The following is a 24,131-nucleotide window of genomic DNA, read 5'->3' as shown; positions in this document are numbered from 1 at the left end:
GTTCCCCAGCATAGCTACCTGCCCGAGACTAAACTTGGGTGCATGTCTGATATTGCATCTATTGAAATTCCACACGAGTACGTCACCTGCCTCGACCACGTCGGCATCGCTGTTCCAGACTTCGACGCTGCTGTCGAGTTCTACCGCTCCGCCTTCGGCTGGGTTAACCACCACGAAGAGGTCAACGAGGAGCAGGGCGTCCGCGAAGCCATGATCGGCCCTAAGGACAAAACCGAGCGCGACGGCATGATCCAGCTGCTGGCTCCGCTGAACGAGGAGTCCACCATCGCTAAGTTCATCGACAAGAAGGGCCCAGGCCTGCAGCAGATGTGCCTGCGCACCAACAACATGGACGCGCTCTCCGAGCACTTGCGTGCCCAGGGCGTTCGCCTGCTCTACGACGCACCAAAGATCGGCACCGGTGGCGCACGCATCAACTTCGTTCATCCAAAGGATGCCGGCGGCGTTCTCCTCGAGATCACCGAGCCTGCCTAAGAAATAAACCTCTGCCAGCAGGCCTTGTGCCAATGCCTGCGGTCATCTTCCCGTCCGGGTTCCCATGCCACGATGTGGGCGATCCCGGGCGGGATATTTTGATTGCACCCCGGGCAAATGTAGAACTTGGTTGCCCTGCTAGCGCCCATTTGGCGTACCAGGAATTCGACACCAAACCGATCCGTGACGCTGCGGGTGCCAAAATAAGCAGCCCCGTCTTTCGGCAGTTGCCGCAATTCGGGGCGTTGGTGGTTGTTGCGCCTAGGCATTAGAACAGTCGAAGCTCGTTCGGTTCAATGCCACGCAGTTCCTGGTAATCCAAGACGACGCAGCGGATGCCACGATCCTCCGCAAGGGTACGGGCCTGCGGCTTAATTTCTTGGGCAGCGAACACACCCTGAACCGGTTTCAGAAGCTCATCGCGGTTGAGCAGCTCCAGGTAGCGGGTCAGCTGCTCGACGCCATCGATACCGCCCCTGCGCTTGATTTCCACGGCCACCGTGGCGCCCTGGGCGTCACGGCACAGAATGTCTACCGGCCCAATGGCGGTCGGGTACTCACGGCGGATCAGCGAATAGCCGTCGCCAAGCGTGCTGATGTGCTCGGCCAGCAGCTCCTGAAGGTGCGCCTCAACACCGTCCTTCTCGAGGCCAGGATCGACGCCGAGGTCGTGCTCGACGTCAGCGTAGATCTCCTTGATGGAGATGCGCAGCTGCTCGCCCTTCTTGTTCTCCACGATCCAGAGTTGCTCGCCGGTGTCTTCTTCATCGAAAAGCACAGGCTGCTCAGTGAGCGTGCACGGCGGAGTCATCCAGTTCAGGGGTTTGTAGGCACGGTCGTCGGCATGCACGCTAACAGAACCGTCCGCCTTCACGAGCAGCAGGCGCTTGGCCTCGGGCAGGTGAGACTCCAAACGGCCCACGTAGTCAACAACACATCGGGCGATCACAAGACGCAATTTATTTGTCCTTAAAGTACTTTTGCGCGGTCTTCACATCCATCCGCTGCAGTGGCTGCGTCGGTGCGGATTCTACCCAGGCTAGCAAGGCCATTTCGGCGTGGCGATCAAGTGCCCACTCAAATTCACCTCGGGGCGTCTCGACGCTCAAGATCCGGTACCCCGGCTCCATGAACCTTTGCTCAAAAGCCGTCTGCTCGCGACGGCCCTTCAGCACAAATCCATGACGCACGAAGGTGACATCTGGTGATGGTGACACTGAGCGGAGCTTGAAGAAGTCAATAATGTCGCCCCGGTAGCGAATGACACCGTGCCGCCAACCTCGAGAATTAGAGGCTGGCATTCGACGAATCAGTGCCTGGGTGCCATTGGCGCGGTATGCGAGGAAACGCCACAGGGCAAGTAGGCAGACAGCAATGAACAGGCCGATGAAGAGCCAGCCAAGAATTTGTTGCATTGCCTTATCCTTCCCCTTTTCTAAGCATTGTAGAGCACACGACACCAATAGGGCCAAAACCGCATGGAACACAGAAAAGGACCCACCGTGAGGTGGATCCTTTAGCTGTAAACCAGGAGTTTTAGCTCTCCTGTGCGCGTCGTACGGCGCGCAGTTCTGCTTCGGCGCGTGCCTTGGAAGACTCGGTCTCGGCAGCAGACAAAGCAGCCTCAGCTTCGGAAGTGTTCACTTCATCAGCCCAGATTGCGTAGTCAGCCAAGATGGTTACCTTGTCGATGCCGACGGAAAGGAAACCACCCTGGACGGCAGCGGTAAGCTTGCCGCCGTCCACTGGACGGATGGTCACTACGCCATTGTCGACCAGCTGGCCGAGCATTGGTTCGTGACCAGGCAGCACGCCGATTTCACCCTCGATCGTCTGCGCGGTGACAATCGTGGCCTTTCCAGACCACAGCTTGCGCTCAACAGAGACCAGTTCAACGGTGATATCAGCCATTGCTTAACGCCCCTTTACTTCTCAGAGAGCTTCTTGTAGGCAGCTTCGACGTCGTCCAGACCGCCGAGGCCGTTGAATGCCTGCTCTGGGTAGGAGTCGAACTCACCGTTGCAGATGCGCTCGAAAGCGTCGATGGTGTGCTCGAGTGGAACGTAGGAGCCTGGGATACCGGTGAACTTCTCAGCGACGAAGAAGTTCTGGCCGAGGAAGCGCTCGATACGACGTGCGCGGGCCACGGTGATCTTGTCCTCTTCAGACAGTTCGTCCATACCGAGGATGGCGATGATGTCCTGGAGTTCCTTGTTCTTCTGCAGGATGCGGATAACGCGCTGAGCAACCTCGTAGTGACGCTCACCGACGATACCTGGCTCGAGGATACGAGAGGTAGAGGTCAGTGGGTTCACTGCTGGGTAAATACCCTTGGAAGCGATACCACGGTCAAGTTCGGTGGTTGCGTCCAGGTGGGCGAAGGTGGTTGCTGGGGCTGGGTCGGTGTAGTCGTCGGCAGGAACGTAAACGGCCTGCAGAGACGTAATGGACTTGCCCTTGGTGGAGGTAATGCGCTCCTGGAGAACACCCATCTCGTCAGCCAGGGTTGGCTGGTAACCCACTGCGGAAGGCATACGGCCGAGCAGCGTGGAAACCTCAGAACCTGCCTGGGTGAAACGGAAGATGTTGTCGATGAACAGCAGCACGTCCTGGTGCTGAACATCGCGGAAGTACTCCGCCATGGTCAGACCGGACAGAGCCACGCGCATACGGACTCCTGGAGGCTCGTCCATCTGGCCGAACACGAGTGCGGTGTCCTGGAGAACGCCCATCTCTTCCATTTCGAGGAAGAGGTCGGTGCCCTCACGGGTACGCTCACCAACACCTGCGAACACGGAGGTACCGGAGAACTCACGTGCAATACGGGTAATCATTTCCTGAATCAGAACGGTCTTACCCACACCTGCACCACCGAACAGGCCGATCTTGCCGCCCTTAACGTAAGGGGTCAGCAGGTCGATGACCTTAATGCCGGTTTCGAGGATCTCGGTCTTACCTTCGAGCTGGTCGAATGGGGGTGGGTCGCGGTGAATGCCCCAACGCTCTGCACCTTCAACAGCCTGAGGGTCATCGAGGCAGTCGCCGAGGGCGTTGAAAACGTGGCCCTTAACGACGTCACCGACAGGAACCGAAATTGGCTTGCCGGTGTTCTTAACCTCAACGCCACGGACGAGACCGTCGGTAGGTGCCATGGAGACGGCACGAACCAGGTTGTCGCCGAGGTGCTGAGCAACCTCGAGGGTAATGGTCTTTGCGACTGCTTCGAGGGTGACCTCAACAGTCAGTGCGTTGAACAGGGCCGGCAGCTCGCCGCGCGGGAACTCCACGTCGACGACCGGACCGATGACACGCACGACACGGCCAGAGGCGTATGCGCCTGGCTGTGCGTTCTGCTCTGCAAGAGCTGTAGTCATAATCTAGTCACTTTCTCCGCTTTCGGCGAGCGCGCCTGCGCCACCGACGATCTCTGTGATTTCCTGGGTAATTTGGGCCTGACGTGCCTGGTTTGCAATGCGCGAGAGGTCGTTGACCAGCGCGGTTGCGTTGTCGGTCGCGGACTTCATTGCATTACGACGCGAAGCAGACTCGGAAGCAGCTGCCTCCAGCATCATCGCGAACAGGCTGCGAGACACGTACTTTGGCAGAAGCTCTGCCAGCAGGGTGTCTGCGTCTGGCTCGAATTCGACATCCGGATGGACTTCGCCTGGGTTAACCAGGATGCCCTCATCGAACTTGTATTCTTCGTGCTCGATGACAGGTTCGATCGGCAGCAGCTGGTGTGCCACGGCTGTCTGAGTCAGCATGGACTCAAACTTGGTGTACACCACGTGTACCTGGTCGAAGCCCTGGATTCCCTGGCCTTCAGCGACATTCAGACCCTCGCGGTACTTTGCAGTACCGGCGGATCCTGCGATGAAGCCATCGATCAGGTGGCGACGCACGTCGTGCGTATCCTTGTAGCCCGGATCCTGAGAGAAGCCGGTCCAAGAACCTGCAACCTCAACACCACGGAACTTGTAGTAACCAACACCCTTGTTGCCGGTTACGTAGGTTACGGTCTCGTAACCCTTTTCTTCAAGCAGAGCGCGCAGTTCACGGGTCTTCTTGAAGACGTTGTAGTTGTAACCACCGGCCATGCCGCGGTCACTGGATACCACCAAGATCGCAGCACGCTTGCCGTTCTCACGTTCACGCAGCATCGGGTGATCGAGGCTGGACGCCGCCAGCAGGTGTTCCATCACGCGACGGATTTCATCTGCATAAGGCTTGGACGCCTCGACTCGAGCCTGAGCCTTGGTGATGCGAGAAGTTGCAATCAGCTCCTGGGCCTTGGTGATCTTCTTCGTTGACTTGACCGACTTGATGCGGTCGCGAAGCTCGCGAAGATTAGCCATGTTCTGTACGCCTCCCTTCTATTGCTTAATGGTGTCTTGTTCTTCGATTAACTCGAATTACTTGTTCACCTTGCGGGAGACGGACAGCTGTTCCTTGCCAAGTTCGCTCTCAGCAAGTGGTGCCTCTTCAGGCTCGCCAATGACAGGAGCACCACCGGTGGTGACGAAGATTCGCTTGAAGTCTTCGGTACCGGAGATCAGAGCCTGCTTGGACTCGTCGGACAGTGCAGCACCGCCGGCGATCTGCTCGTAGACACCTGCAGCGTGCTGCTTCAGGTAGTCCTGGAGCTCTACCTCAAAGCGACGGACATCTTCGACGGGAACGTTATCGAAGTGGCCTTCGCCAGCCAGGAAGATGGAAACGATTTGGTACTCAACTGGCTGAGGAGAGTTCTCAGACTGCTTGAGCAGCTCGACCAGGCGCTGGCCACGCTGCAGCTGAGCCTTGGATGCAGCATCCAGGTCAGAAGCGAACGCTGCGAATGCCTCGAGGTCGCGGTAAGCAGCCAGATCCAGACGCAGGGAACCTGCGACCTTCTTCATGCCCTTGGTCTGAGCGGCACCACCAACACGAGAAACCGACACACCGACGTTGATAGCAGGGCGAACACCCTGGTTGAACAGGTCAGACTCGAGGAAGACCTGGCCGTCGGTAATGGAAATCACGTTGGTAGGAATGAAGGCAGACACGTCGTTTGCCTTGGTCTCGATGATCGGCAGTGCCGTCATGGAGCCCTTGCCCATGTCGTCGGAAAGCTTTGCAGCACGCTCCAACAGACGGGAGTGCAGGTAGAACACGTCACCTGGGTATGCTTCACGTCCTGGTGGACGACGCAGCAGCAGGGAGATTGCGCGGTAGGCTTCAGCCTGCTTGGTCAGATCATCGTAGATGACCAGAACGTGCTTGCCCTGGTACATCCAGTGCTGACCCAGTGCTGCACCTGCGAATGGTGCAAGCCACTTGAAGCCGGCGGAGTCAGATGCTGGAGCAGCCACGATGGTGGTGTACTCCAGAGCGCCGTGCTCTTCGAGGGTCTTGCGGACTGCGGCAATGGTCGAGCCCTTCTGGCCAATAGCAACGTAGATGCAGCGAACCTGCTTGTTTACGTCGCCGGACTCCCAGTTTGCCTTCTGGTTCAGGATGGTATCGATGCAGACTGCAGTCTTACCAGTCTTACGGTCACCAATGATCAGCTGACGCTGACCGCGACCGATTGGGGTCATTGCGTCGATTGCCTTGATACCGGTTGCCAGTGGCTCTTCGACCGGCTGGCGCTGCAGCACGGATGGTGCCTGCAGTTCCAGTACGCGGTCTTCTTCCTTCTCGATGGCGCCAAGGCCGTCGATAGGCTGACCCAGTGGGTTGATAACGCGGCCGAGGAATGCATCTCCGACCGGAATGGAAAGGACCTCGCCGGTCCGCTTTACTTCGTCGCCCTCGGTAAGAGTCTCGTAGTTACCCAAGATCACGACGCCGATACGGTCGGTGTCGAGGTTCTGTGCGACGCCAATGACGCCGTTAGGGAACTCGAGCAGCTCATTCGCCATAACAGACGGCAGACCAGAAACCTGGGCAATACCGTCAGCTGCCGAAATGACCACGCCGACCTCCTCACGGGAGGCCTCCGGGGAGTAGCTCGAGGTGTAGTTCGCAATCGCGCTACGGATCTCATCGGAGGAGATCGTCAGCTCCGCCATGTTCTTCCTGCTCTCGGTTGTTTCTTCCAGCAATTTTTGTCTTCTATAAGTCGTGTCTAGACGAGGCTCGTACGCAGCTTCTCGAGCTTGCCCGAGGTGCTGCCGTCGATGACTTCGTCGCCAACGCGGATGATCAGTCCACCGAGGAGGCTGGGATCAACCTCAGTGTGGATGCTCATCTCACGACCGTAAATTCGGCCCAATTTGGCTGCCAGTTGATCAGCCTGGACTGCGTTCAGTGGCTCAGCCGAAGTAACAACTGCAACTTCCTTGCCACGTAGCTCTGCAGCTACGCCGGCGAGAGTCGCCATGTCGTCAATTGGGTTTGCCTCTGGGCGTCCGACTGCCTGCTTAGCCAGTGCCTCAGTAACGGCAGTTACCTTGCCGTAGAGCACAGTGGCCAAGAGCTCGCGCTTGCGGTCAGCCTTCGTGTTGCGGTCTCCCAGCAGCTGAGCAAGTTGAGGCTCATCCTTGAGGATGCGACCGAGCTGGAACAGCTCATCTTCAACCTGGGTCAACTGGCCCTGCTGTTCTGCAGAGCGAAGCAGGGCACGACGGCCCAGCTCGACGAGTCCGGAACGGAACTCGCGGGGAGTAGACCAAATGCGCTGTGCAGCTTCGATGGCGAGATCCAGAGTCATCTGGGAAACCTTGCCAGCAAAGACGGTGCGCATAAGTCCAGAACGCTGCTCGGCGGTGGCAGAAGCGTCTGCCACAGCGACACGCAAGCCACGGTCGCCGTCAAGAACCTCAACGATGCTGAAGAGTTCAGCACCAGTTTGGGATGCCACTGCGATACCGTTGTCAGAGTTCTGAATCCACTGATCCAGGGTCTGAGCGGTGTTCGTCAGTGCTTCGCGGCTAGCTGCGTGCATGTCGCCTACTTTCCGGCCGGAGCCACAGTGTCGAGCTCGGACAGGAACTTGTCAATCGTGCCGGAACGCTTAACGTTGTCGGACAGCTGCTCGCCGATGAGGCGCTCAGCAAGATTGATGGAGTTCTGGCCCATCTCCTGACGCAGTTCTGCAACAACCTGCTGGCGCTGTGCTTCCAGCTGCTTCTCGCCTGCGGCGATGATTCGGTTGCTGTTTTCAACTGCTTCAGCCTGCATCTCAGCGATGATCTGCTTGCCCTTTTCGCGAGCTTCTTCGCGAATCTGGGCAGCTTCGGCACGTGCCTCTGCAAGCTGTGCATTGTACTTTTCAAGGGCAGCCTTGGCCTCAGCCTGTGCAGCCTCTGCGCGCTGGATGCCCCCCTTGATCCGGTCCTCACGCTCAGCCAGGACCTCCTGGAACTTCGGAAGAACAAACTTGCCGAAGATGAACAGGACGACGAAGAGCGGAATGAGGGACCAGACGATGTCGTATGGCGCCGGCAGGAGTGCGGAGTTGCCCTTTTCGAGAGGCAGTCCACCTCCCTCGGCCGCGAGGTAAGTGATGACGTTCGTCATAATCCTTGTGCTTTCTCTAGCTATCGAAGTCTGTTGCTATTAAACAAGGATGAAGCCGGCAACGAGGCCGATCAGGGCGAGAGCTTCAACGAAAGCGATGCCCAGGAACATGGTGGTACGGAGCTGGCCGGCCATCTCTGGCTGACGTGCCATGCCCTCGAGAGCCTTACCAACGAGGATGCCGATGCCGAGGCCTGGGCCGATGGTTGCGATGCCGTAGCCGATGGTTGCGATGTTACCGGACATGCCAGCAGCGTCTGCAGCGAGGATGACTTCGTTCATTGTGTCGTTCCCTTTCTGGGTGCTTCCGAGCTTTTCTTGGAAGCGGTGGTATTGGAGATTTTCAGAAGATGTGGAGCTCGTGCGAGCCCCGCGGGGTTAGTGTTCGTCTGCGTGCAGCGACAGCTCGATGTAGACGGCGACCAGCAGGGAGAAGATGTATGCCTGCAGGAAGACGACCAGAATCTCGAACAGCGTGAACGCAATCGCGGCCAGGATGGTCACAGCGGACATTGCGGTCCAACCGTTGAACTGCCAGAAGAAGAAGTTCGTGGCAGAGAACAGCAGAACCAGAATGACGTGGCCAGCCAGCATGTTAGCCATGAGACGCAAGGTCAGCGTGGCTGGTCGCATGATGAACGTCGAGAAGAACTCAAGTGGAACCACCAAGACGTGGAGAAGTGGTGGCAGGTTTGGAATAACCACGGAGGACTTCAAGTACTTGAAGAAGCCGTAGCGCTTAGCGCCGGCGTAAATGAAGACAACGTAGCCGAACAGCGCCAGTACGAGTGGCATACCAATACGTACGTTTGGCGAGATGTTCAAACCAGGAATGACGGTCGGCGCGTTCATGAAGAGGACCAGGAAGAAGATGGTCGCGATAACCGGAAGGAACCGACGACCCTCCTTCTTTCCAAGGATGTCCTCGGCGATGTGAATACGCACGAAGTCAAGGCAGAGTTCTGCGAAGTTCTGCACGCCGGAAGGGATGAGCTTCGGGCTGCGCATTGCGATAACGAAAAAGACCGCGAGGATGAGAGTCATCAGAAGACGAATCAGCATCAGACGATCAAGTACGAACCAGTTGCCAGCGAAACCAGTGAGCCACAGGCCCACTACATCGCCATCACTAGTTACATGCCCCGGGAAAAGTTCATGGTCCAGATTAGGTGCGTGAAACTCACCCTTCATGGACAAAGTTGTAACGCTCAGCGTTCTCTCCCGTGTTCGGGCCGCTTTTTCGCAAAAGCGGTGCGATGGAGGTCTAAAAATCTATCCCGATTCACTTTGGACTCCGTCGCACATCATCAAAGTGAACCTGCGGAGAAACCCCACCAGTCGCTTCCCCGCACATTTTAGACATGCGGATCCTGATGGAGGTTGCCCGTAAAGCACACTAGCAGGACTATTGGACTTTTACCCAAGTTAGGTGGGGGGTAGCGAATTCCATTTTTTAGTCGATTTTGAAAATAGGCACTGACCGGGACTTTCAGCGCCTGTAAGGAGGATCACAGCCCGAACCGGGGAACATATTCGGGGGTACAAAAATTGTTCACTACTGAACGTAGGTCACCTTACTGGTGACAACACCCCAAACTTCGCTGCCGAGCACCACGATCAACGCGACTGCCACCGTCACTACGAAAGCGAGGCGATCGTAAAACTGGGCGTCCTTAATGAGGAACAGCACGATGAGCAGGATGATGATCTTGAGCAGCCATCCGCCAAGGACTACTGCGCCCGTCGTAGAAGCGCTCGTGTTTGACGTCGCGAGCACGCTGAGCGCGGTCAGCAACATGAAGCCACCGCCTATCGACGCCCCAAGCACCACCCCCCAAATGCCGGGGAGGTCTCGCATTCCACCCCACACCGCGAGGGAGATAATTGTGGCCACGATGAGGCTCATCCAGCCGTACTTGAGGGCGCGCAGCAGCGGCCGCCTGTGGTCGTCATACTCACTTTTCACAAGCAGCTACCCTACCTCACTCGTTTGCGCATGAGTGGAATGAGAGTCCACCCGATAGCAAGGATGATTCCGACAACGATGCCGATCAACGCAATTTTTGCGGGAAAGACCGTAAACCCGACGGCACCGAACGCAACCACTGTCACCCATGCGTAGAGCACCAAAACTACGTGGCGATGCGAGTGTCCAAGCGCAAGCAAGCGATGATGCAGGTGCATCTTGTCTGCTGCGAACGGCGATTGTCCCTTGGAAACGCGTCGGACGATAGCAAGTACCAGGTCAAGCGTTGGAACGAACACTGCTGCCACCACGACGATGATCGGCGACATCACTGCAACAATGTCAGCCGCACCATAAAGACTCATGTTGATCTTTCCGGATGCCGAGGTGGCGGCAGCCGCAAGCATGAGTCCGATGAGCATCGATCCAGAGTCGCCCATGAAGATGCGAGCAGGCTCGAAGTTGTGTGGCAGGAAACCGAAGCAGATTCCCACGAGCGCGGCGGCGATGATCGCTGGCGGGTAGGCGGAGACTGTGCCACCTTGGTCATAAAGCACCGTGAGTGAGAACGCGAGGATTGCCAGAGCGGCAATCATTCCAAGTCCCGCAGCGAGTCCATCAAGGCCGTCCACAAAGTTGATGGCGTTGATCAGCATGACGGTGAACAGCGTTGTCAAGACTGTGGACTGGATCTGGTCGAGGACGACGACTGTTCCACCGTCGAGAGGCATATAAAGCAACGTCCACGACAGGCCCAGCACGCTCATCACCACGGCACCTGCGAGTTGCCCAAAGAGCTTGGTGACGGCGTCGAGTTCAAAGAGATCGTCTAGTACGCCCACGAGGACGATGACGAAACCTGCCCACACCACCGCGTCCATCTCTGGGGTGACCGGTCGGAAACCACGAGTGAGGGCCGGTAATTGCCCGGCAAGGTAGACCGCCGAAAGGAATCCGGAGAACATCGCCACACCACCGAGTCGCGGCTTCGGCACGGTGTGGACGTCGCGTTCGCGGATGTCCGAAAGCTTGCCGTACTTGACCATCAAATGGCGAATTATGCCGGTGGTCAAGAACGTGACGGCGGCGGCAACCACAATGACGAGGGCGATTTCCCTCAGTGGCACGCCCACAGCCCCTGTTCCCATGATTAGCGCAGGCTTTCTGGATCCACTCCTAGCACCTTGCCGATTTCCTCCGCGGAAATTGCGCCCTCACGCAGCAGCTTCGGGGTTGCGCCCGACAAATCCACGATGGAAGAAGGCTTACCCACTGGGCACTCTCCCCCGTCAAGGTAAACGTTCACTGCGTTGCCCAGCTGCTGCTTTGCAGCAACCGCGGTGGTCGGAGGCGTGTTACCGGAGATGTTGGCGGAGGAAACGGCCATTGGGCCAGTTTCGCGCAGCAACTCGATAGCTACCGGGTGCAGCGGCATACGAAGCATGACTGTGCCACGGGTGTCGCCGAGGTTCCAAGTAAGGGATGGTGCCTGTGGCACGACGATGGACAGACCGCCTGGCCAGAAAGCCTCGACAAGAGTGCGAGCTTGATCCGTGTAGGAGTGCACGAGCCCCTGAATGGTGTCCCAAGAACCAACGAGAACCGGCACTGGCATGTCAGGGCCACGGTGCTTGGTCTGCAGCAGGTTAGCCACAGCCTGGTTGTCAAAGGCGTCGCAGCCGAGTCCGTACAGCGTGTCCGTAGGGATTACGACGAGTCGACCGGAGCGCACGGCATCGGTCGCAGCTCGCAAACCTAGAGCGCGGGTGTCTGGGTCTTGGCAGTCGTAGATACGGCTCACTGTGTTATCTCCTGTCCAAAGTTGTCAATTACTCGAATAGCTTACTCGGAAGTCTTTCGTGCGGTGACGTAGCGATCCCGTCCCGCCAGGTCCTGGTGCGAGGTGATCTCGGTCAACACGCCCTGCACCCGCAGCACATCCATCACGAGTGCGGCCGTGGCGTCGTCGTGCTCAATGGCCAGCACTCCCCCAACCCGCAGCATGCGCACCATGTTCGGCACCATCTCATTGATGACGTCCATGCCAGTCACGCCGCTAAACACTGCGTGGTGCGGGTCGCGCTCCACCTCCGGGTCCACCGCCGTACCCTCCGGCACATACGGCGGGTTGCTCACCACGGCGTCGGCCTCGCCAACGATCTCCGGCAGCACCCGTGGATCCGTCACGTCCCCGCGAATGAGGGTTACTCCGAAGCGCTGTGTGTTTCGCTCCGCCCACGAATAGGCTTGTTCGTCCAGCTCAACCGCCGTCACACGTGCCTCAGGAAGTGCGTCCGCGAGGTAACACGCCAACGCACCACTGCCGGTGCACAGGTCAATGATGCAGGGCTTTTCGACGCCCATCGCACGCACTGCCTCGGCAGCCCACGCACCGAGAAGCTCGGTTTCTGGTCGAGGAACAAAGACGCCAGGGCCCACCTCGAGTTCCAGGGCTCCCATGGGGGCTGTCCCGAGAATATGCTGCAGTGGCTCCCTCGCTGCGCGACGCGCGACAAGCTGCTCGTATTCCTCGGGCAGTTCCTCTTCCGTTCTAAGGAAGAGCTCCATCCGAGTGCAGCCTAGGACGTGGGCTGCCAGCTCTTGCGCGTCGTAAAGCGGCGAAGCCACCCCCGCTGCTGCGAGAGTGGCTGCTGCTTGCCTGATTGACGTCATTATTCGGCTTCGAGGCGGGCCGCGCGATCGGCAGCCTGGAGGGCTGCGAAGAGGTCGTCCATGTCACCGTTTAGTACGGAGTCCAAGTTATTGGACTTGTAATTGATGCGGTGATCGGAGATGCGGTTTTCCGGCCAGTTGTAGGTGCGGATGCGCTCGGAGCGGTCCATGGTGCGCACCTGAGCGGCGCGTCCCTCGGCGGCCTCTGCTTCCGCAGCCTCTTCCTGCAGCGCCTGAAGGCGAGCAGCAAGAACCTGCATGGCGCGGGCCTTGTTCTGGATCTGCGAGCGTTCCTTCTGACAGGTGACCACGAGGCCGGTTGGCAGATGCGTAATGCGGACTGCGGAGTCCGTGGTGTTCACGCCCTGGCCACCCTTACCGGAGGAACGGTAGACGTCGACGCGGATGTCCTTGTCGTCGATCTGCACGTCTTCGACCTCGTCAGGCTCTGGGTACACCAGCACGCCGGCTGCGGAGGTCTGGATGCGCCCCTGGGACTCTGTCACTGGGATGCGCTGCACGCGGTGAACGCCACCTTCGAACTTGAACACGGACCAGGCACCATCGCGGGATGGCTGCTTGGAGCGGATCGAGATCGTGATGTCCTTGACGCCACCAAGGTCGGATTCGGCAAGACCGAGGATTTCGGTGGCGAAGCCGTGCTTTTCGCAGTACTTCTGGTACATCTTCAGCAGGTCGCCGGCGAAGAGGGCTGCCTCTTCACCGCCGGCACCGGCCTTGATTTCCATGACAATGTCGTCGCCATCGTGTGGGTCTCGTGGCGCGAGCAGGTCGGTGAGCTGCTCTTCCAGTTCCAGGACGCGCGGCTCGAGACGATCGACTTCCGACTGGAAGTCGTGGTCCTCGTATGCCAATTCTTTTGCTTCAGCCAGGTCTTCCTGGGCCTGCTTCAGCTCACGGTAGCAGTTGATGATCGGCTGCAGCTCAGAGTATCGCTTGCCCACTTTGCGCACGCGGGCAGCATCGTTGGCGAACTCTGGGTCCTGCATCTGCATTTCCAGGCCCTGGTACTCCGAGAGGATGTCGTCGACAACGGAAACTTCAGATGCCATTAGGAGTAGTCCTCCTCATTGGCGGCATCCGCTGCCATTGGCGCGGAGGAAGCAACCTGCATGAGGAATTCGCCGTTGGACTTGGTCTTCTTCAGCTGCTTGATCAATAGGTCAATGGCCTGCTGGTTGTCCAGCGCAGAGAGGATGCGACGCAGCTTGTGCATGATGCGAGCTTCCTCAGGAGCGAGCAGCAACTCGTCCTTACGGGTGCCGGATGGGTTGACGTCGACGGCTGGGAAGACGCGGCGCTCGGAAATCTTGCGATCCAGCTTGAGCTCGGCGTTACCGGTGCCCTTGAACTCTTCGAAGATGACGGTGTCGCCAGCGGAACCGGTCTCGACCATGGCGGTAGCGATGATCGTGAGGGAGCCACCGTTTTCGATGTTGCGGGCAGCGCCCAGGAAGCGCTTCGGTGGGTACAGCGCGTTGGAGTCCACACCACCGGAGAGGATACGGCCGGATGCTGGGGAGCTGTTGTTGTAAGCGCGGCCCAGGCGGGTGATGGAGTCGAGCAGCACAACGACGTCCTGGCCCTGCTCCACGAGGCGCTTTGCGCGCTCAATGGCAAGCTCAGCGACGGCAGTGTGCTCGCTTGGCGGACGATCGAAGGTGGAAGCAATGACTTCGCCCTTCACGCTGCGCTGCATGTCCGTGACTTCTTCCGGACGCTCGTCCACCAGGACAACCATGAGGTAGCACTCAGGGTTGTTGGTAGCAATCGCGTTGGCAATGTTCTGCAGAATCGTCGTCTTACCAGCCTTTGGTGGGGACACGATCAGTGCGCGCTGGCCCTTACCGATAGGCATGATCAGGTCGATAACGCGGGTGGTCAGGATCTTTGGATCCGTTTCCAGGCGCAGACGCTGGTTCGGGTACAGCGGAGTGAGCTTGGCAAACTCTGGGCGGTTGCGGGCCTCATCAACGGTCTTACCGTTCACAGAGTCAACGCGAACAAGTGCGTTGTACTTCTGACGGCCACGGCCACCTTGGTGCTGGCCCTCGCGAGGCATCTTCACCTGGCCAGTGATGGCATCGCCGCGGCGCAGACCGAACTTGCGGATCATCTGCTGGGTGACAAAGACGTCAGCAGGGCCGGCCTGGTAGCCGGTGGTGCGCACGAAAGCGACGTTGTTGTCCACGATGTCCAGAATGCCGCCTACTGGCTGCAGAACATCATCTTCGCGGATCTCATCATTGTCGCGGTTCTCGCGGTCGCCACGGCCCTCGCGGTCGCGGCGGTTACGGCCACGTTCACGGCGGTTACGACGGCCACGGCGCTCGCCGCGGTCACCGCGGTCACGGCCCCCTTCGTTCGAGTTGTCTTGTGCGTTGTCGGAGGTCTGAGCTGCGTCGCCACCATTGTTGTCGGAGGTTGCTTCCGCTTGTGGCTCCTGTGGGGTGTCCTCGCGGCCTTCGCTACGAGACTCTTCGCGGTTTTCTTCGCGGTTTTCTTCGCGGTTTTCTTCGCGCTGAGCGTGACGTGCGCGGTTACGACGAGCGCGACGAGCAGCAGAACGGGACTCGTACTTTGGCTCGTTCGAAGAAGAGTCTTCGGTCGAGGCTTCCTCTTCAGCTGCAGCTTCTACCTTCTCTGGCGCTGGCTGCTCAGCATCCTGCGCCTTGGTGGTGACACGACGGCGACGGGATGGACGAGTCGCCTGCGCTTCTTCCTGCTTTTCCTCCCGCTTTTCTTCCTGCGCTGGAGCTGGCTCCACTGGCTCTACTGCCTGACGCTTCGTGCGGGTGTTCTTTGGAGCTGGAGCAGCTGCGCCACCTGCTTCGATGGCAGCGATCAGCTCGGACTTGCGCAATCCGGAGATACCTCGGATGCCTCGTTCCTCCGCAATCTTGCGAAGCTCTGGCATACGGAGTGCGACAAGGTTGGTAGGAGCGCCGTTGTTTGAGGTGGCGCTTTCTGCTTGAGTCACAGAGGTCCTTTCGCGCTTAACCAGGTCATCTGCCCAACTTTGGCAGTCTGGAAGCATCGGTGGAATTCATTATGAGGTGCTTAACACCATGTGTGACGCAGGTCCGAAGACGATGTGTTCCGGGATTCCGGCGTCGAAATAAATAAGGGAAGCCGACCCGCGTGAAAAGTCCGCGATTACGGTAGCTATGTCGGTTCACGCACAAGTGTAGCGCATGGCTGAACAATAGTTGGCATTGACTGTGCATAGGCTGCGCCTCGGACAGCTAGAGTAGATCTCATGCTGAGCACGATGCAGGATATTCCGCTGCTGGTTTCCCGAATCCTGGACTACGCCAAGTCCGTCCACCGCGACACAACCGTCACTACCTGGACCGATGAGGGGCCTGTTGAACAGACTTTTTCCCTCATTGCTGCTCGCGCTGCCGGATTCGCTCACGTTTTGGACTCGGCCCTGGGTGTCGATGCCGACCAACGCGTCGGTTCACTCATGACGAACCGTGTCGAACACCTCGAGGTGATGTTTGGCACGATGTGCAAGGGCGCCGTCTTCACTCCGCTCAACAAGCAGCTCATGGGCGATCAGATTCAACACATCATCAATCACTCCGAGATGGAAGTGATCGTCGTCGAGCCGAGCCTGGTGCCGGTGCTCTGGCCGCTCCTCCCCAACTGCCCCAAGGTGCGCGCGGTCGTCGTAACGGGCACCTCCACCATCGACCGCTCTGAGCTGCCCGAACGCATCGAGCTGCACTCATTTGAGGCGCTTCTCGACGGCCGTCCCTCCACCTACGATTGGCCCGTGCTCGACGAGCGAACGGCAGCCGCCATCTGCTATTCCACCGGCACCACCGGCGCCCCGAAGGGCGTTGCGTATTCCCATCGTTCGCTCTACCTGCAGACGTTGAGCCTGCGGACCCAGGATTCGATGGGCATCGCCCACGGCGACCCATTCCTCTGCTGTATCCCGATCTATCACGTGCTGTCTTGGGGCGTACCGCTGGCTGCGTTCATGTCGGGCACTCCCCTGGTGTTCCCTGGCACTGAGACGTCGTCTCAGGGGCTGGCAGAGATCATCGCGAAGACGCACCCGCGCGTGGCGCATGGCGTACCAACCATTTGGATTTCGCTCATGGTGCACTACCTGTCCAATCCGCCGGAGCGCATGAGTTTGCAGGAGATCTTTGTCGGCGGCTCCCCGGTGCCACCAGTGCTAATCAAGCTCTGGGAAGAGCGCTACGGCGTGGACATCGTGCACGTGTGGGGCATGACGGAAACCGGCACCGTGGCCACCGTCGCCCGCCCACCGCGAGGTGTTTCCGGTAACCAGCGCTGGCAGTACCGCATCAGCCAGGGCCGCTTCCCCGCCTCTGTGCAATACCGAGTGGTCAACGACGGCCGAATCATGGCGTCCTCCGACACCAACCAAGGCGAAATCCAAGTCCGCGGCCCGTGGGTCACCGGTCGCTACTACCACTCCGTTGCTACCGATAATCACGGCCCAGCCTCCGTTTTCCGCGACGAGGCCGTCGAGGACGCTCCACAGCAATTCACCGAGGATGGTTGGCTGCGCACCGGCGACGTCGGCTCCGTTTCCGCCGACGGCTTCCTCACCGTTGAAGACCGCGCCCGCGACGTCATCCGCTCCGGTGGCGAATGGATCTACTCCGTCCAGCTGGAGAACATGGTCATGGAGCACCCGGACGTGGTCGAGTCCGCCGTCATCGGCTTCCCCGACGACAAATGGGGCGAACGCCCACTCGCTGTCACCGTTCTCCACGACGGCGTCGAACCAACCAAAGCCACCGCCGAGCGCCTCCGCGATTCCCTGCGCGAACGACTACCCCGCTGGATGCTGCCCGAATACTGGGCCTTCGTCGACTTCATCGACAAAACTTCCGTGGGCAAATTCGACAAGAAGGACCTGCGAGGGCACCTTGCCGACGGCGAATACCACGTCATCAAGTTGCAGGGCCCAGGCGAAAGCAAGAAATAGCGGAAATCTTTCCCGTATTTGGACAGGGCGACCTGGTGATTTGCCGGAAAACGGGTCCAAATGGGGGAAAGATTTGCCCCGGAAAGAAAAACATCCCCTGTTTGGACCGCCTATCCTGGGCTTTTGCCCAAAACCTGGTCCTAATAGGGGAAAGATTTCTAGACGACCTCGACGCCTGCGGCGATCTCCAGATCAAAAACCCGGTGTCCCTCTGCGAGGGCGGCTTCCTGCAGCTCAGCAGGAAAATCATCGGTGTGCAGCGCCAATGCGGTTGGCCCTGCGCCGGAGACGAATGCTGCTAGTCCCTTGCCACGCATGCGCTCGACCCAATCGGTGGTCACTGGCAGTGCCTTGGCCCGGTATCCCTGGTGGAGTCGATCCTTGGTGGCTTCGAACAGCAGGGATGGGTCGTGTTGGATGGCGTGCGTGAGCAGGGCTGCGCGCGCGACGTTGAATCGTGCGTCGACGTGCGGAATGGATGCCGGCAGAACCTTGCGAACCTCGCTGGTTGAGGCATGCGTCGCCGGAACGATGGCGGTCGCTTTGATGGCGGGGTGAGCAGGAACTGTCACTGCCTTGTAGACAGTTTCACCGTCCTGGCTTTCGGTCCACGACACTACGACGTCGCCCAGGACCGACGCCGAGGAATTGTCCGGGTGTCCTTCGAAGGTGGCAGAAAGGTGCACCATCTGCTCTGTTGTGAGCACACCGCCGGACAGCGCTTGGGCGATGGCGATACCACCGACCGCCGCCGAAGCAGAAGAGCCGAGCCCTCGGGACTGCGGGATGCGGTTGACACAGTGCACCTTCAGGCCTGGTGCTGAAACTCCTGCCTCCGACAGTCCCAAGTTAATGGCACGAATGACCAGGTGCTTCTCGGTGCGAGGAAGCACGTCAGCGCCTTCGCCTTCGATGGTGAGCTCGAGGCCTTCGGAGATGACTTCGGCCTCGATGTCGTCGTAAAGGCTCAGCGCGATACCCAGGGTGTCGAAGCCCGGGCCGAGGTTGGCGGAGGAAGCGGGCACGCGGATGTGGACCCGCGTGCCGATCTCGAGCTCGCGCATTACTTCAGTCCGAGTGCGACGGCGACGGCTGCCGGGTCGACCTCGATTGGGTGAGGCTCAGACATGGACAGCAGTGCGGTGTCTGGGTCCTTGAGGCCATTGCCGGTCACGGTGCAGACGACGGTCTGGCCTGGCTCAAGCCAGCCATCCTCGTGAGCTGCGAGAACGCCAGCGACGGAGGCTGCGGAAGCAGGCTCGACGAAGACGCCTTCCTTGGCAGCGATGAGTCGGTAAGCTTCGAGGATCTTCTCATCGGTGGCTGCATGGAAGCGACCGTTGGACTCTTCCTTAGCGTTCATCGCGCCGTTCCAGGAAGCTGGGTTACCGATGCGGATTGCGGTGGCGATGGTCTCCGGCTCGAGCACTGGAGCGCCGCCCACCAGCGGTGCCGCACCTGCTGCCTGGGTGCCCAGCATGCGAGGGAGCTTGGTGGCCTTGCCCGCAGCGTGGAATTCCTTGTAGCCCTTCCAGTAGGCGGTGATGTTGCCGGCGTTGCCCACTGGCAGTGCGTGGATGTCTGGGGCGTCGCCAAGCACGTCGATGATTTCGAAGGAGGCCGTCTTCTGGCCCTCGATGCGCATTGGGTTCACAGAGTTCACCAGTGCGATCTCTGGGTATTCGGCGCAGGTCTTCTGGACGAGTTCGAGGCAGTCGTCAAAGTTGCCCTTGACCTGGATGATTTCGGCGCCGTACATGACAGCCTGGGCCAGCTTGCCCATGGCGATCTTGCCTTCTGGGATCAGCACGCAGGACTTGATGCCGGCGCGGGCGGCGTAGGCTGCAGCAGATGCGGAGGTGTTACCGGTGGAGGCGCACATCAGCACCTTCTTGCCCTGGTGGACGGCGTCGGTGACGGCAACGGTCATGCCACGGTCCTTGAAGGAACCAGTTGGATTGGCGCCCTCAACCTTGAGGTAGACCTCACAGCCGGTGATTTCGGAGAGGTGATTGGCACGAATCAGCGGGGTGGCACCTTCGAGAAGGGTGACGGCCTCAACGTCGTCGCCGAATGGCATGTACGCGCGGTACTCGTTGATCAGGCCTTTCCAGCCACGGTGAATTGCGTTCATTGTTTACTCACTCTCCAGTCGGATAACGCTGTTAACAGACTTTACTTCGTCCATGCCCTTGAGCTTTTCCACCACTCCAGCAAGATCACGCTCGAATGCGTGGTGGGTGACCACGATCAGGCGCGCGTTCTCGCCCTTTTCTTCCTGGCGCACGGTTCGCAGGGAAACACCCGCGTGGGAGAACTGATCCGCGATGCGAGCCAGCACGCCCAACTGGTCGTTGACATCCATGTCCACGTGGTAGCGGGTCTCCACGTCGCCGAAGTCAGCGATCTCCATGTTGGCGTAGGTCGATGCACCTGGTGCGCGGCCGCCGTGCACCTTGTTACGAGCGGCGCCAACGAGGTCACCCAAGACTGCAGAAGCAGTCGGGGCACCACCGGCACCATTGCCGTAGAACATCAGGCGACCTGCAGCCTCTGCCTCCACGAACACGGCATTGAAGGACTTAGAAACGCTCGCCAGCGGGTGCTCACGCGGCACGAGAGTTGGGTGGACGCGGGCGCTGACTTTGTCACCGATGCGCTCACAAATGGCCAGCAGCTTGATGGTGTAACCGGCGGCCTTTGCAGCCTGAATGTCGGCTGCGGTGACCTTGGAAATGCCCTCGCAGTACACGTCATCAGCGGTCACGCGAGTGTGGAACGCCAGGGATGCCAGGATGGCGGCCTTGGACGCTGCGTCGTGTCCCTCAACGTCTGCGGTTGGGTCGGCTTCTGCGTAGCCCAGGCGGGTGGCCTCAGCCAGCATGTCGTCGTAGGAAGCGCCGGTGGAATCCATCGCGTCGAGGATGAAGTTCGTCGTGCCGTTGACGATGCCCTTCACAGCCACTACCCGATCGCCAGCCAACGAACGACGCAGTGGGCCGATCACTGGGATGGCGGCTGCCACGGCAGCTTCGTAGTACAGGTCGACTCCGGCGCGGTCCGCGGCGTCGTCAAGCTCGGCGGAGTGGGCGGCAACCAGCGCCTTGTTCGCGGTGATGACGGACTTGCCGGCGTTCAGCGCTGCGAGGACGAGCTGGCGTGGGTAGTCGATGCCACCGATGACCTCGACCACGATGTCGACGTCCGCGCGCTCGATGAGCGACATGGCGTCCGTGGTCATGAGGTGTGCAGCTGGAGAATCCTTGTGCTTCTCGACGTCCGAGACAGCCACACCCTTGATCTCCAGCTCACCACCGATGCGGTGGCGCAGATCCTCGGCGTACTCACCCATCAAGCGAAGCACCTCGCTACCCACGGTGCCATGGCCCAGAATTGCCACACCGACTTTGCGAACTGATTCACTCATTGGATTTCCCCTAACGTCGAAGCGTACGAATAGTTTCCATATTATTGCAGACTATTCGTACGGTGACTACGGGTTACCCCTCCAAAGAGAGGATGTCATCCAAGGTTTCACGGCGCAGCATGAGCTTGGCACGGCCACCGCGCACGCTGACCACGGCGGGACGACCAAACTGGTTGTAGCGGGAGGACATTGCGTAGCAGTATGCGCCGGTTGCGGCGAGTGCGAACAAATCTCCCTGCTCGATGTCATCTGGGTACTGCTCGTTGTCGATCAAAATATCGCCAGACTCACAGTGGCTGCCAACTATACGGGTGTCCGTTGTTTCTCCATCAACGAAGCGATTGACCACGCGGCCGTCGTACTTCGCCTGGTACAAAGCTGGGCGAATATTATCGCTCATGCCTCCGTCAACAGCGACGTATCGACGCGTCTGAGTATCGGTGACGTGCACGTCCTTGATCATGCCCACCTCGTACATCGTGACCGTGGATGGACCTGCGATTGCGCGACCCGGCTCCACCATCACCGTTGGGGTTGGCTGCCCCAATTCTGCAGCGAACTTACCCACGGTGGTAATCAGGTCAGCTGCCACGGTCGCCACGTCGAGTGGCGCTTCATCAGCGGTATAGGCAATGCCGTAGCCACCACCGAGATCGAGCACCGTGAAGGTGTCGAACAGCGAGGCACCAATTTCGTCATGGAGATCACCGACCAACCCAAGCACGCGCTCCGCCGCAAGCTTGAAGCCGTTAGCGTTGAAGACCTGGGAGCCGACGTGGCAATGCAGTCCGATCAATTCAAGGTTTTCCGCCTTTTGGGCAGCCAGAGCAGCTTCCTTAGCGGAACCGGAGGCGAGAGAAAATCCGAACTTCTGATCTTCATGGGCGGTGGCGATCATCTCGTGGGTGTGGGCCTCTACGCCTGGCTTCACGCGCACGAGTACGCGCTGGGTCTTCCCTGACTTCGCTGCGATGAGGTCGAGCATTTCCAGCTCCGTCGCGTTGTCCAGGACAACGGCTCCCACGGAGTTATCCACGCAGGCCTGCAGAAACGCCACCGACTTGTTGTTGCCGTGCACGGTGATGCGCTCTGCAGGAAAATCCGCTGCCAGGGCGATGCCCAGCTCGTTTTGCGAGGCTACGTCGAGGCTGAGTCCTTCCTCATCCACCCACCGAGCGATGGTGCGAGTCAGGAATGCCTTGGAGGCATAATGCACGTTATCCGCACCGAAGGCATCCGCCATGTCACGGCAGCGGGAACGGAAGTCATCCTCGTCCACTACGAACAGTGGCGTGCCGAATTCCTCTGCCAAGTCAGGCAAAGGTACGCCACCGATGGTGACGACGCCGTCTTCTTCGCGACGCGCCGTGCGTGGCCAGACGTGAGCTGGGAGGTCGTTAAAGTCCATTACATCTTTTCCGGTGCGTTAATGCCTACGAGTCGCAGGGCGTTGGCCAGTGTCTGCCGGGTTGCAGCTGCGAGTGCCAGGCGCGCGCCGTGAATTGGTTCCTTCTCCTCGCCAGCCTTTGGCAGGATCTGGCAGGAGTCATAGAAACGGTGGAAGCTACCAGCGAGCTCTTCAGCGAAACGAGCGATGCGGTGTGGTTCACGCAGCTGAGCTGCGGACTTTACCACTGCTGGGAATTCACCGAGGGTACGGATGAGGTCGCCCTCGCGCTCATGGGTCAGCAGCTCAAGGTTGTCCGTTGCTGCCTCGACGCCGAGTTCAGCCGCCTTACGCGCGATGGAGCACAGACGTGCGTGCCCGTACTGCACGTAGTAGACCGGGTTTTCGCTGCTTTGCGACGCCCACAGGCCCATATCGATGTCCAAGGAGGAATCTACGGAGGAACGAATCAGGGAGTAACGAGCGGCGTCAACACCCACTGCCTCAACGAGGTCATCCAGGGTAATGACGGTACCAGCGCGCTTGGACATGCGAACGGCCTTGCCGTCGCGCACCAGGTTCACCATCTGGCCGATCATGACTTCGACGGAATCTGGGTTGTAGCCGAGCGCTGCTGCGGACGCCTTGAGACGAGCGATGTAGCCATGGTGGTCTGCACCAAGCATGTAAATGCACAGGTCGTGGCCACGTTCGATCTTGTCCACCACGTAGGCAATGTCGCCTGCGATGTAGGCGGCGTTGCCGTCGGACTTGATTACAACGCGGTCCTTTTCATCACCGAATTCGGTGGCGCGGAGCCACCAGGCGCCGTCCTTTTCGTATAGTTTGCCGTTGGACTTCAGCGTTTCGATTGCCTTGTCCACTGCACCGGACTCGAAGAGGGAGTTCTCGTGGAAGTAGACATCAAAGTCGGTGCCGAACTCGTGCAGGGACTTCTTGATGTGCGCGAACATCATTTCCACGCCCTCAGCGCGGAAGGTCTCTTGCATCTCATCCTGTTCCAGCGACAGGACATCAGGGTTCTTCTGAACTACTGCAGCTGCGATGTCATTGATGTATTCGCCTGCGTAGCCGTCCTCTGGCGTTGGCTCATTCTTGGCAGCAGCAACGAGGGAGCGAGCGAAGCGGTTGATCTGCTCGCCGTGGTCATTGAAGTAGTACTCTCGGATCACGTCAGCGCCGCTGGCTGCCAGGATGCGGCCGAGGGAATCGCCGACGGCAGCCCAGCGGGTGCCACCCAGGTGGATTGGGCCAGTCGGGTTCGCGGAGACGAACTCCAGGTTGACCTTGGTGCCCTGGAAATCGTCATTGTTACCGTAGGCCTGACCAGCATCGAGAATGGTCGTGACGATGCCACCCTGCGCAGCTGCAGCCAGGCGGATATTCAGGAAGCCAGGTCCTGCGATCTCGGCGATCTCAATGGCCTCGTTCTTGCCGAGAGCCTCAGCAAGCCAGGTAGCGAGTTCGCGTGGGTTCACGCCCACCTTCTTGGCGATCTGCAGCGCCAAGTTCGTCGCGTAATCACCATGTTCTGGGTTACGTGGACGCTCAACTACTACCTCCGCAGGCAGCGCAGAGGTATCGAGGCCTTTGGCCGAGAGAACGTCCGTGGCGGTTGTCTTAATAAGAGTACTGAGGTCTGCAGGAGTCACGTTCGCCTATC

The 24,131-nt window shown here is 59.3% G+C and carries 24 protein-coding genes; 2 read left to right on the top strand and 22 right to left on the bottom strand.

The window, feature by feature from the left end; all coding sequences use genetic code 11:
* Positions 1-42 precede the first annotated feature (42 nt).
* Positions 43-495: a methylmalonyl-CoA epimerase gene (gene mce, locus WG939_RS10455; RefSeq protein ID WP_339985499.1), complete on the top strand. Its 453-nt coding sequence runs from the start codon at positions 43-45 to the stop codon at positions 493-495.
* Here mce and WG939_RS10450 read toward each other — a convergent pair.
* The 17 genes from WG939_RS10450 to rho all read right to left on the bottom strand — a co-directional run bounded on the left by WG939_RS10450 (position 492) and on the right by rho (position 15,695).
* Positions 492-764 (bottom strand): hypothetical protein, encoded by a 273-nt coding sequence (locus WG939_RS10450; protein WP_339985497.1) that lies wholly within the window; start codon positions 762-764, stop codon positions 492-494. The genes mce and WG939_RS10450 overlap by 4 nt on opposite strands.
* Positions 764-1,453 carry an endonuclease NucS gene (nucS, locus tag WG939_RS10445; RefSeq protein ID WP_339985495.1) on the bottom strand — a complete coding sequence of 230 codons (690 nt, stop codon included), beginning with the start codon at positions 1,451-1,453 and terminating at the stop codon, positions 764-766. The genes WG939_RS10450 and nucS overlap by 1 nt, the downstream gene beginning before the upstream one ends.
* Position 1,454: 1 nt before the next feature.
* Positions 1,455-1,910 carry a DUF2550 domain-containing protein gene (locus tag WG939_RS10440; RefSeq protein ID WP_339985493.1) on the bottom strand — a complete coding sequence of 152 codons (456 nt, stop codon included), beginning with the start codon at positions 1,908-1,910 and terminating at the stop codon, positions 1,455-1,457.
* A gap of 121 nt (positions 1,911-2,031) precedes the next feature.
* On the bottom strand, positions 2,032-2,406 hold the full coding sequence (locus tag WG939_RS10435; RefSeq protein WP_339985491.1) for a F0F1 ATP synthase subunit epsilon: 375 nt from the start codon (positions 2,404-2,406) through the stop codon (positions 2,032-2,034).
* A gap of 14 nt (positions 2,407-2,420) precedes the next feature.
* On the bottom strand, positions 2,421-3,869 hold the full coding sequence (gene atpD, locus WG939_RS10430; protein ID WP_339985489.1) for a F0F1 ATP synthase subunit beta: 1,449 nt from the start codon (positions 3,867-3,869) through the stop codon (positions 2,421-2,423).
* A 3-nt stretch (positions 3,870-3,872) separates the two neighbouring features.
* Entirely contained in the window at positions 3,873-4,850 is a 978-nt protein-coding gene (locus WG939_RS10425) for a F0F1 ATP synthase subunit gamma (RefSeq protein WP_339985487.1), read from the bottom strand.
* 57 nt (positions 4,851-4,907) lie between these two features.
* Positions 4,908-6,548, bottom strand: a complete 1,641-nt coding sequence (gene atpA / locus WG939_RS10420) for a F0F1 ATP synthase subunit alpha (protein ID WP_339985485.1) — start codon at positions 6,546-6,548, stop codon at positions 4,908-4,910.
* A gap of 56 nt (positions 6,549-6,604) precedes the next feature.
* Complete coding sequence (locus WG939_RS10415) at positions 6,605-7,423, bottom strand: F0F1 ATP synthase subunit delta (RefSeq protein WP_339985483.1); 819 nt, start codon at positions 7,421-7,423, stop codon at positions 6,605-6,607.
* A gap of 5 nt (positions 7,424-7,428) precedes the next feature.
* Complete coding sequence (locus tag WG939_RS10410; protein ID WP_339985481.1) at positions 7,429-7,998, bottom strand: F0F1 ATP synthase subunit B; 570 nt, start codon at positions 7,996-7,998, stop codon at positions 7,429-7,431.
* Between the two features lie 39 nt (positions 7,999-8,037).
* Positions 8,038-8,280 carry an ATP synthase F0 subunit C gene (locus WG939_RS10405; RefSeq protein ID WP_339985479.1) on the bottom strand — a complete coding sequence of 81 codons (243 nt, stop codon included), beginning with the start codon at positions 8,278-8,280 and terminating at the stop codon, positions 8,038-8,040.
* A 96-nt stretch (positions 8,281-8,376) separates the two neighbouring features.
* Positions 8,377-9,189: a F0F1 ATP synthase subunit A gene (atpB, locus tag WG939_RS10400; RefSeq protein WP_339985477.1), complete on the bottom strand. Its 813-nt coding sequence runs from the start codon at positions 9,187-9,189 to the stop codon at positions 8,377-8,379.
* Positions 9,190-9,553: 364 nt separating this feature from the next.
* The gene (locus tag WG939_RS10395) at positions 9,554-9,904 is read right to left on the bottom strand and encodes a hypothetical protein (RefSeq protein WP_339985773.1); all 351 of its coding nucleotides are present in this window, start codon (positions 9,902-9,904) and stop codon (positions 9,554-9,556) included.
* A 71-nt stretch (positions 9,905-9,975) separates the two neighbouring features.
* Positions 9,976-11,112 carry an MraY family glycosyltransferase gene (locus tag WG939_RS10390; protein WP_339985475.1) on the bottom strand — a complete coding sequence of 379 codons (1,137 nt, stop codon included), beginning with the start codon at positions 11,110-11,112 and terminating at the stop codon, positions 9,976-9,978.
* 2 nt (positions 11,113-11,114) lie between these two features.
* Complete coding sequence (locus WG939_RS10385) at positions 11,115-11,765, bottom strand: L-threonylcarbamoyladenylate synthase (RefSeq protein WP_339985473.1); 651 nt, start codon at positions 11,763-11,765, stop codon at positions 11,115-11,117.
* Positions 11,766-11,806: 41 nt separating this feature from the next.
* The gene (prmC, locus tag WG939_RS10380) at positions 11,807-12,637 is read right to left on the bottom strand and encodes a peptide chain release factor N(5)-glutamine methyltransferase (RefSeq protein WP_339985471.1); all 831 of its coding nucleotides are present in this window, start codon (positions 12,635-12,637) and stop codon (positions 11,807-11,809) included.
* On the bottom strand, positions 12,637-13,710 hold the full coding sequence (gene prfA, locus WG939_RS10375) for a peptide chain release factor 1 (protein ID WP_339985469.1): 1,074 nt from the start codon (positions 13,708-13,710) through the stop codon (positions 12,637-12,639). Before prfA ends, prmC begins: the two co-directional genes overlap by 1 nt.
* Positions 13,710-15,695, bottom strand: coding sequence for a transcription termination factor Rho (rho, locus tag WG939_RS10370; RefSeq protein WP_445227900.1), 1,986 nt, complete (start codon positions 15,693-15,695; stop codon positions 13,710-13,712). Before rho ends, prfA begins: the two co-directional genes overlap by 1 nt.
* A gap of 222 nt (positions 15,696-15,917) precedes the next feature.
* Between rho and WG939_RS10365 the strand changes: the two genes are divergently transcribed.
* Positions 15,918-17,633, top strand: coding sequence for a long-chain fatty-acid--CoA ligase (locus WG939_RS10365; RefSeq protein WP_339985465.1), 1,716 nt, complete (start codon positions 15,918-15,920; stop codon positions 17,631-17,633).
* A 158-nt stretch (positions 17,634-17,791) separates the two neighbouring features.
* Here the strand turns inward: WG939_RS10365 and thrB are convergent, their stop codons facing one another.
* The 5 genes from thrB to argS form a co-directional block, all read right to left on the bottom strand.
* On the bottom strand, positions 17,792-18,697 hold the full coding sequence (gene thrB / locus WG939_RS10360; protein WP_339985463.1) for a homoserine kinase: 906 nt from the start codon (positions 18,695-18,697) through the stop codon (positions 17,792-17,794).
* On the bottom strand, positions 18,697-19,767 hold the full coding sequence (thrC, locus tag WG939_RS10355) for a threonine synthase (protein WP_339985461.1): 1,071 nt from the start codon (positions 19,765-19,767) through the stop codon (positions 18,697-18,699). Before thrC ends, thrB begins: the two co-directional genes overlap by 1 nt.
* Before the next feature lie 3 nt (positions 19,768-19,770).
* Entirely contained in the window at positions 19,771-21,060 is a 1,290-nt protein-coding gene (locus WG939_RS10350) for a homoserine dehydrogenase (protein ID WP_339985459.1), read from the bottom strand.
* 73 nt (positions 21,061-21,133) lie between these two features.
* Positions 21,134-22,468 (bottom strand): diaminopimelate decarboxylase, encoded by a 1,335-nt coding sequence (gene lysA / locus WG939_RS10345; RefSeq protein WP_339985457.1) that lies wholly within the window; start codon positions 22,466-22,468, stop codon positions 21,134-21,136.
* Positions 22,468-24,120, bottom strand: coding sequence for an arginine--tRNA ligase (argS, locus tag WG939_RS10340; protein ID WP_339985455.1), 1,653 nt, complete (start codon positions 24,118-24,120; stop codon positions 22,468-22,470). The genes lysA and argS overlap by 1 nt, the downstream gene beginning before the upstream one ends.
* Positions 24,121-24,131: the final 11 nt, after the last annotated feature.

It is taken from the genome of Corynebacterium sp. H130 (genome assembly GCF_037572395.1).
In the GTDB taxonomy this organism is placed as follows: domain Bacteria; phylum Actinomycetota; class Actinomycetes; order Mycobacteriales; family Mycobacteriaceae; genus Corynebacterium.
Note: the sequence above shows the minus strand (reverse complement) of the source record. Positions and strands in the feature narration are given on the sequence as shown.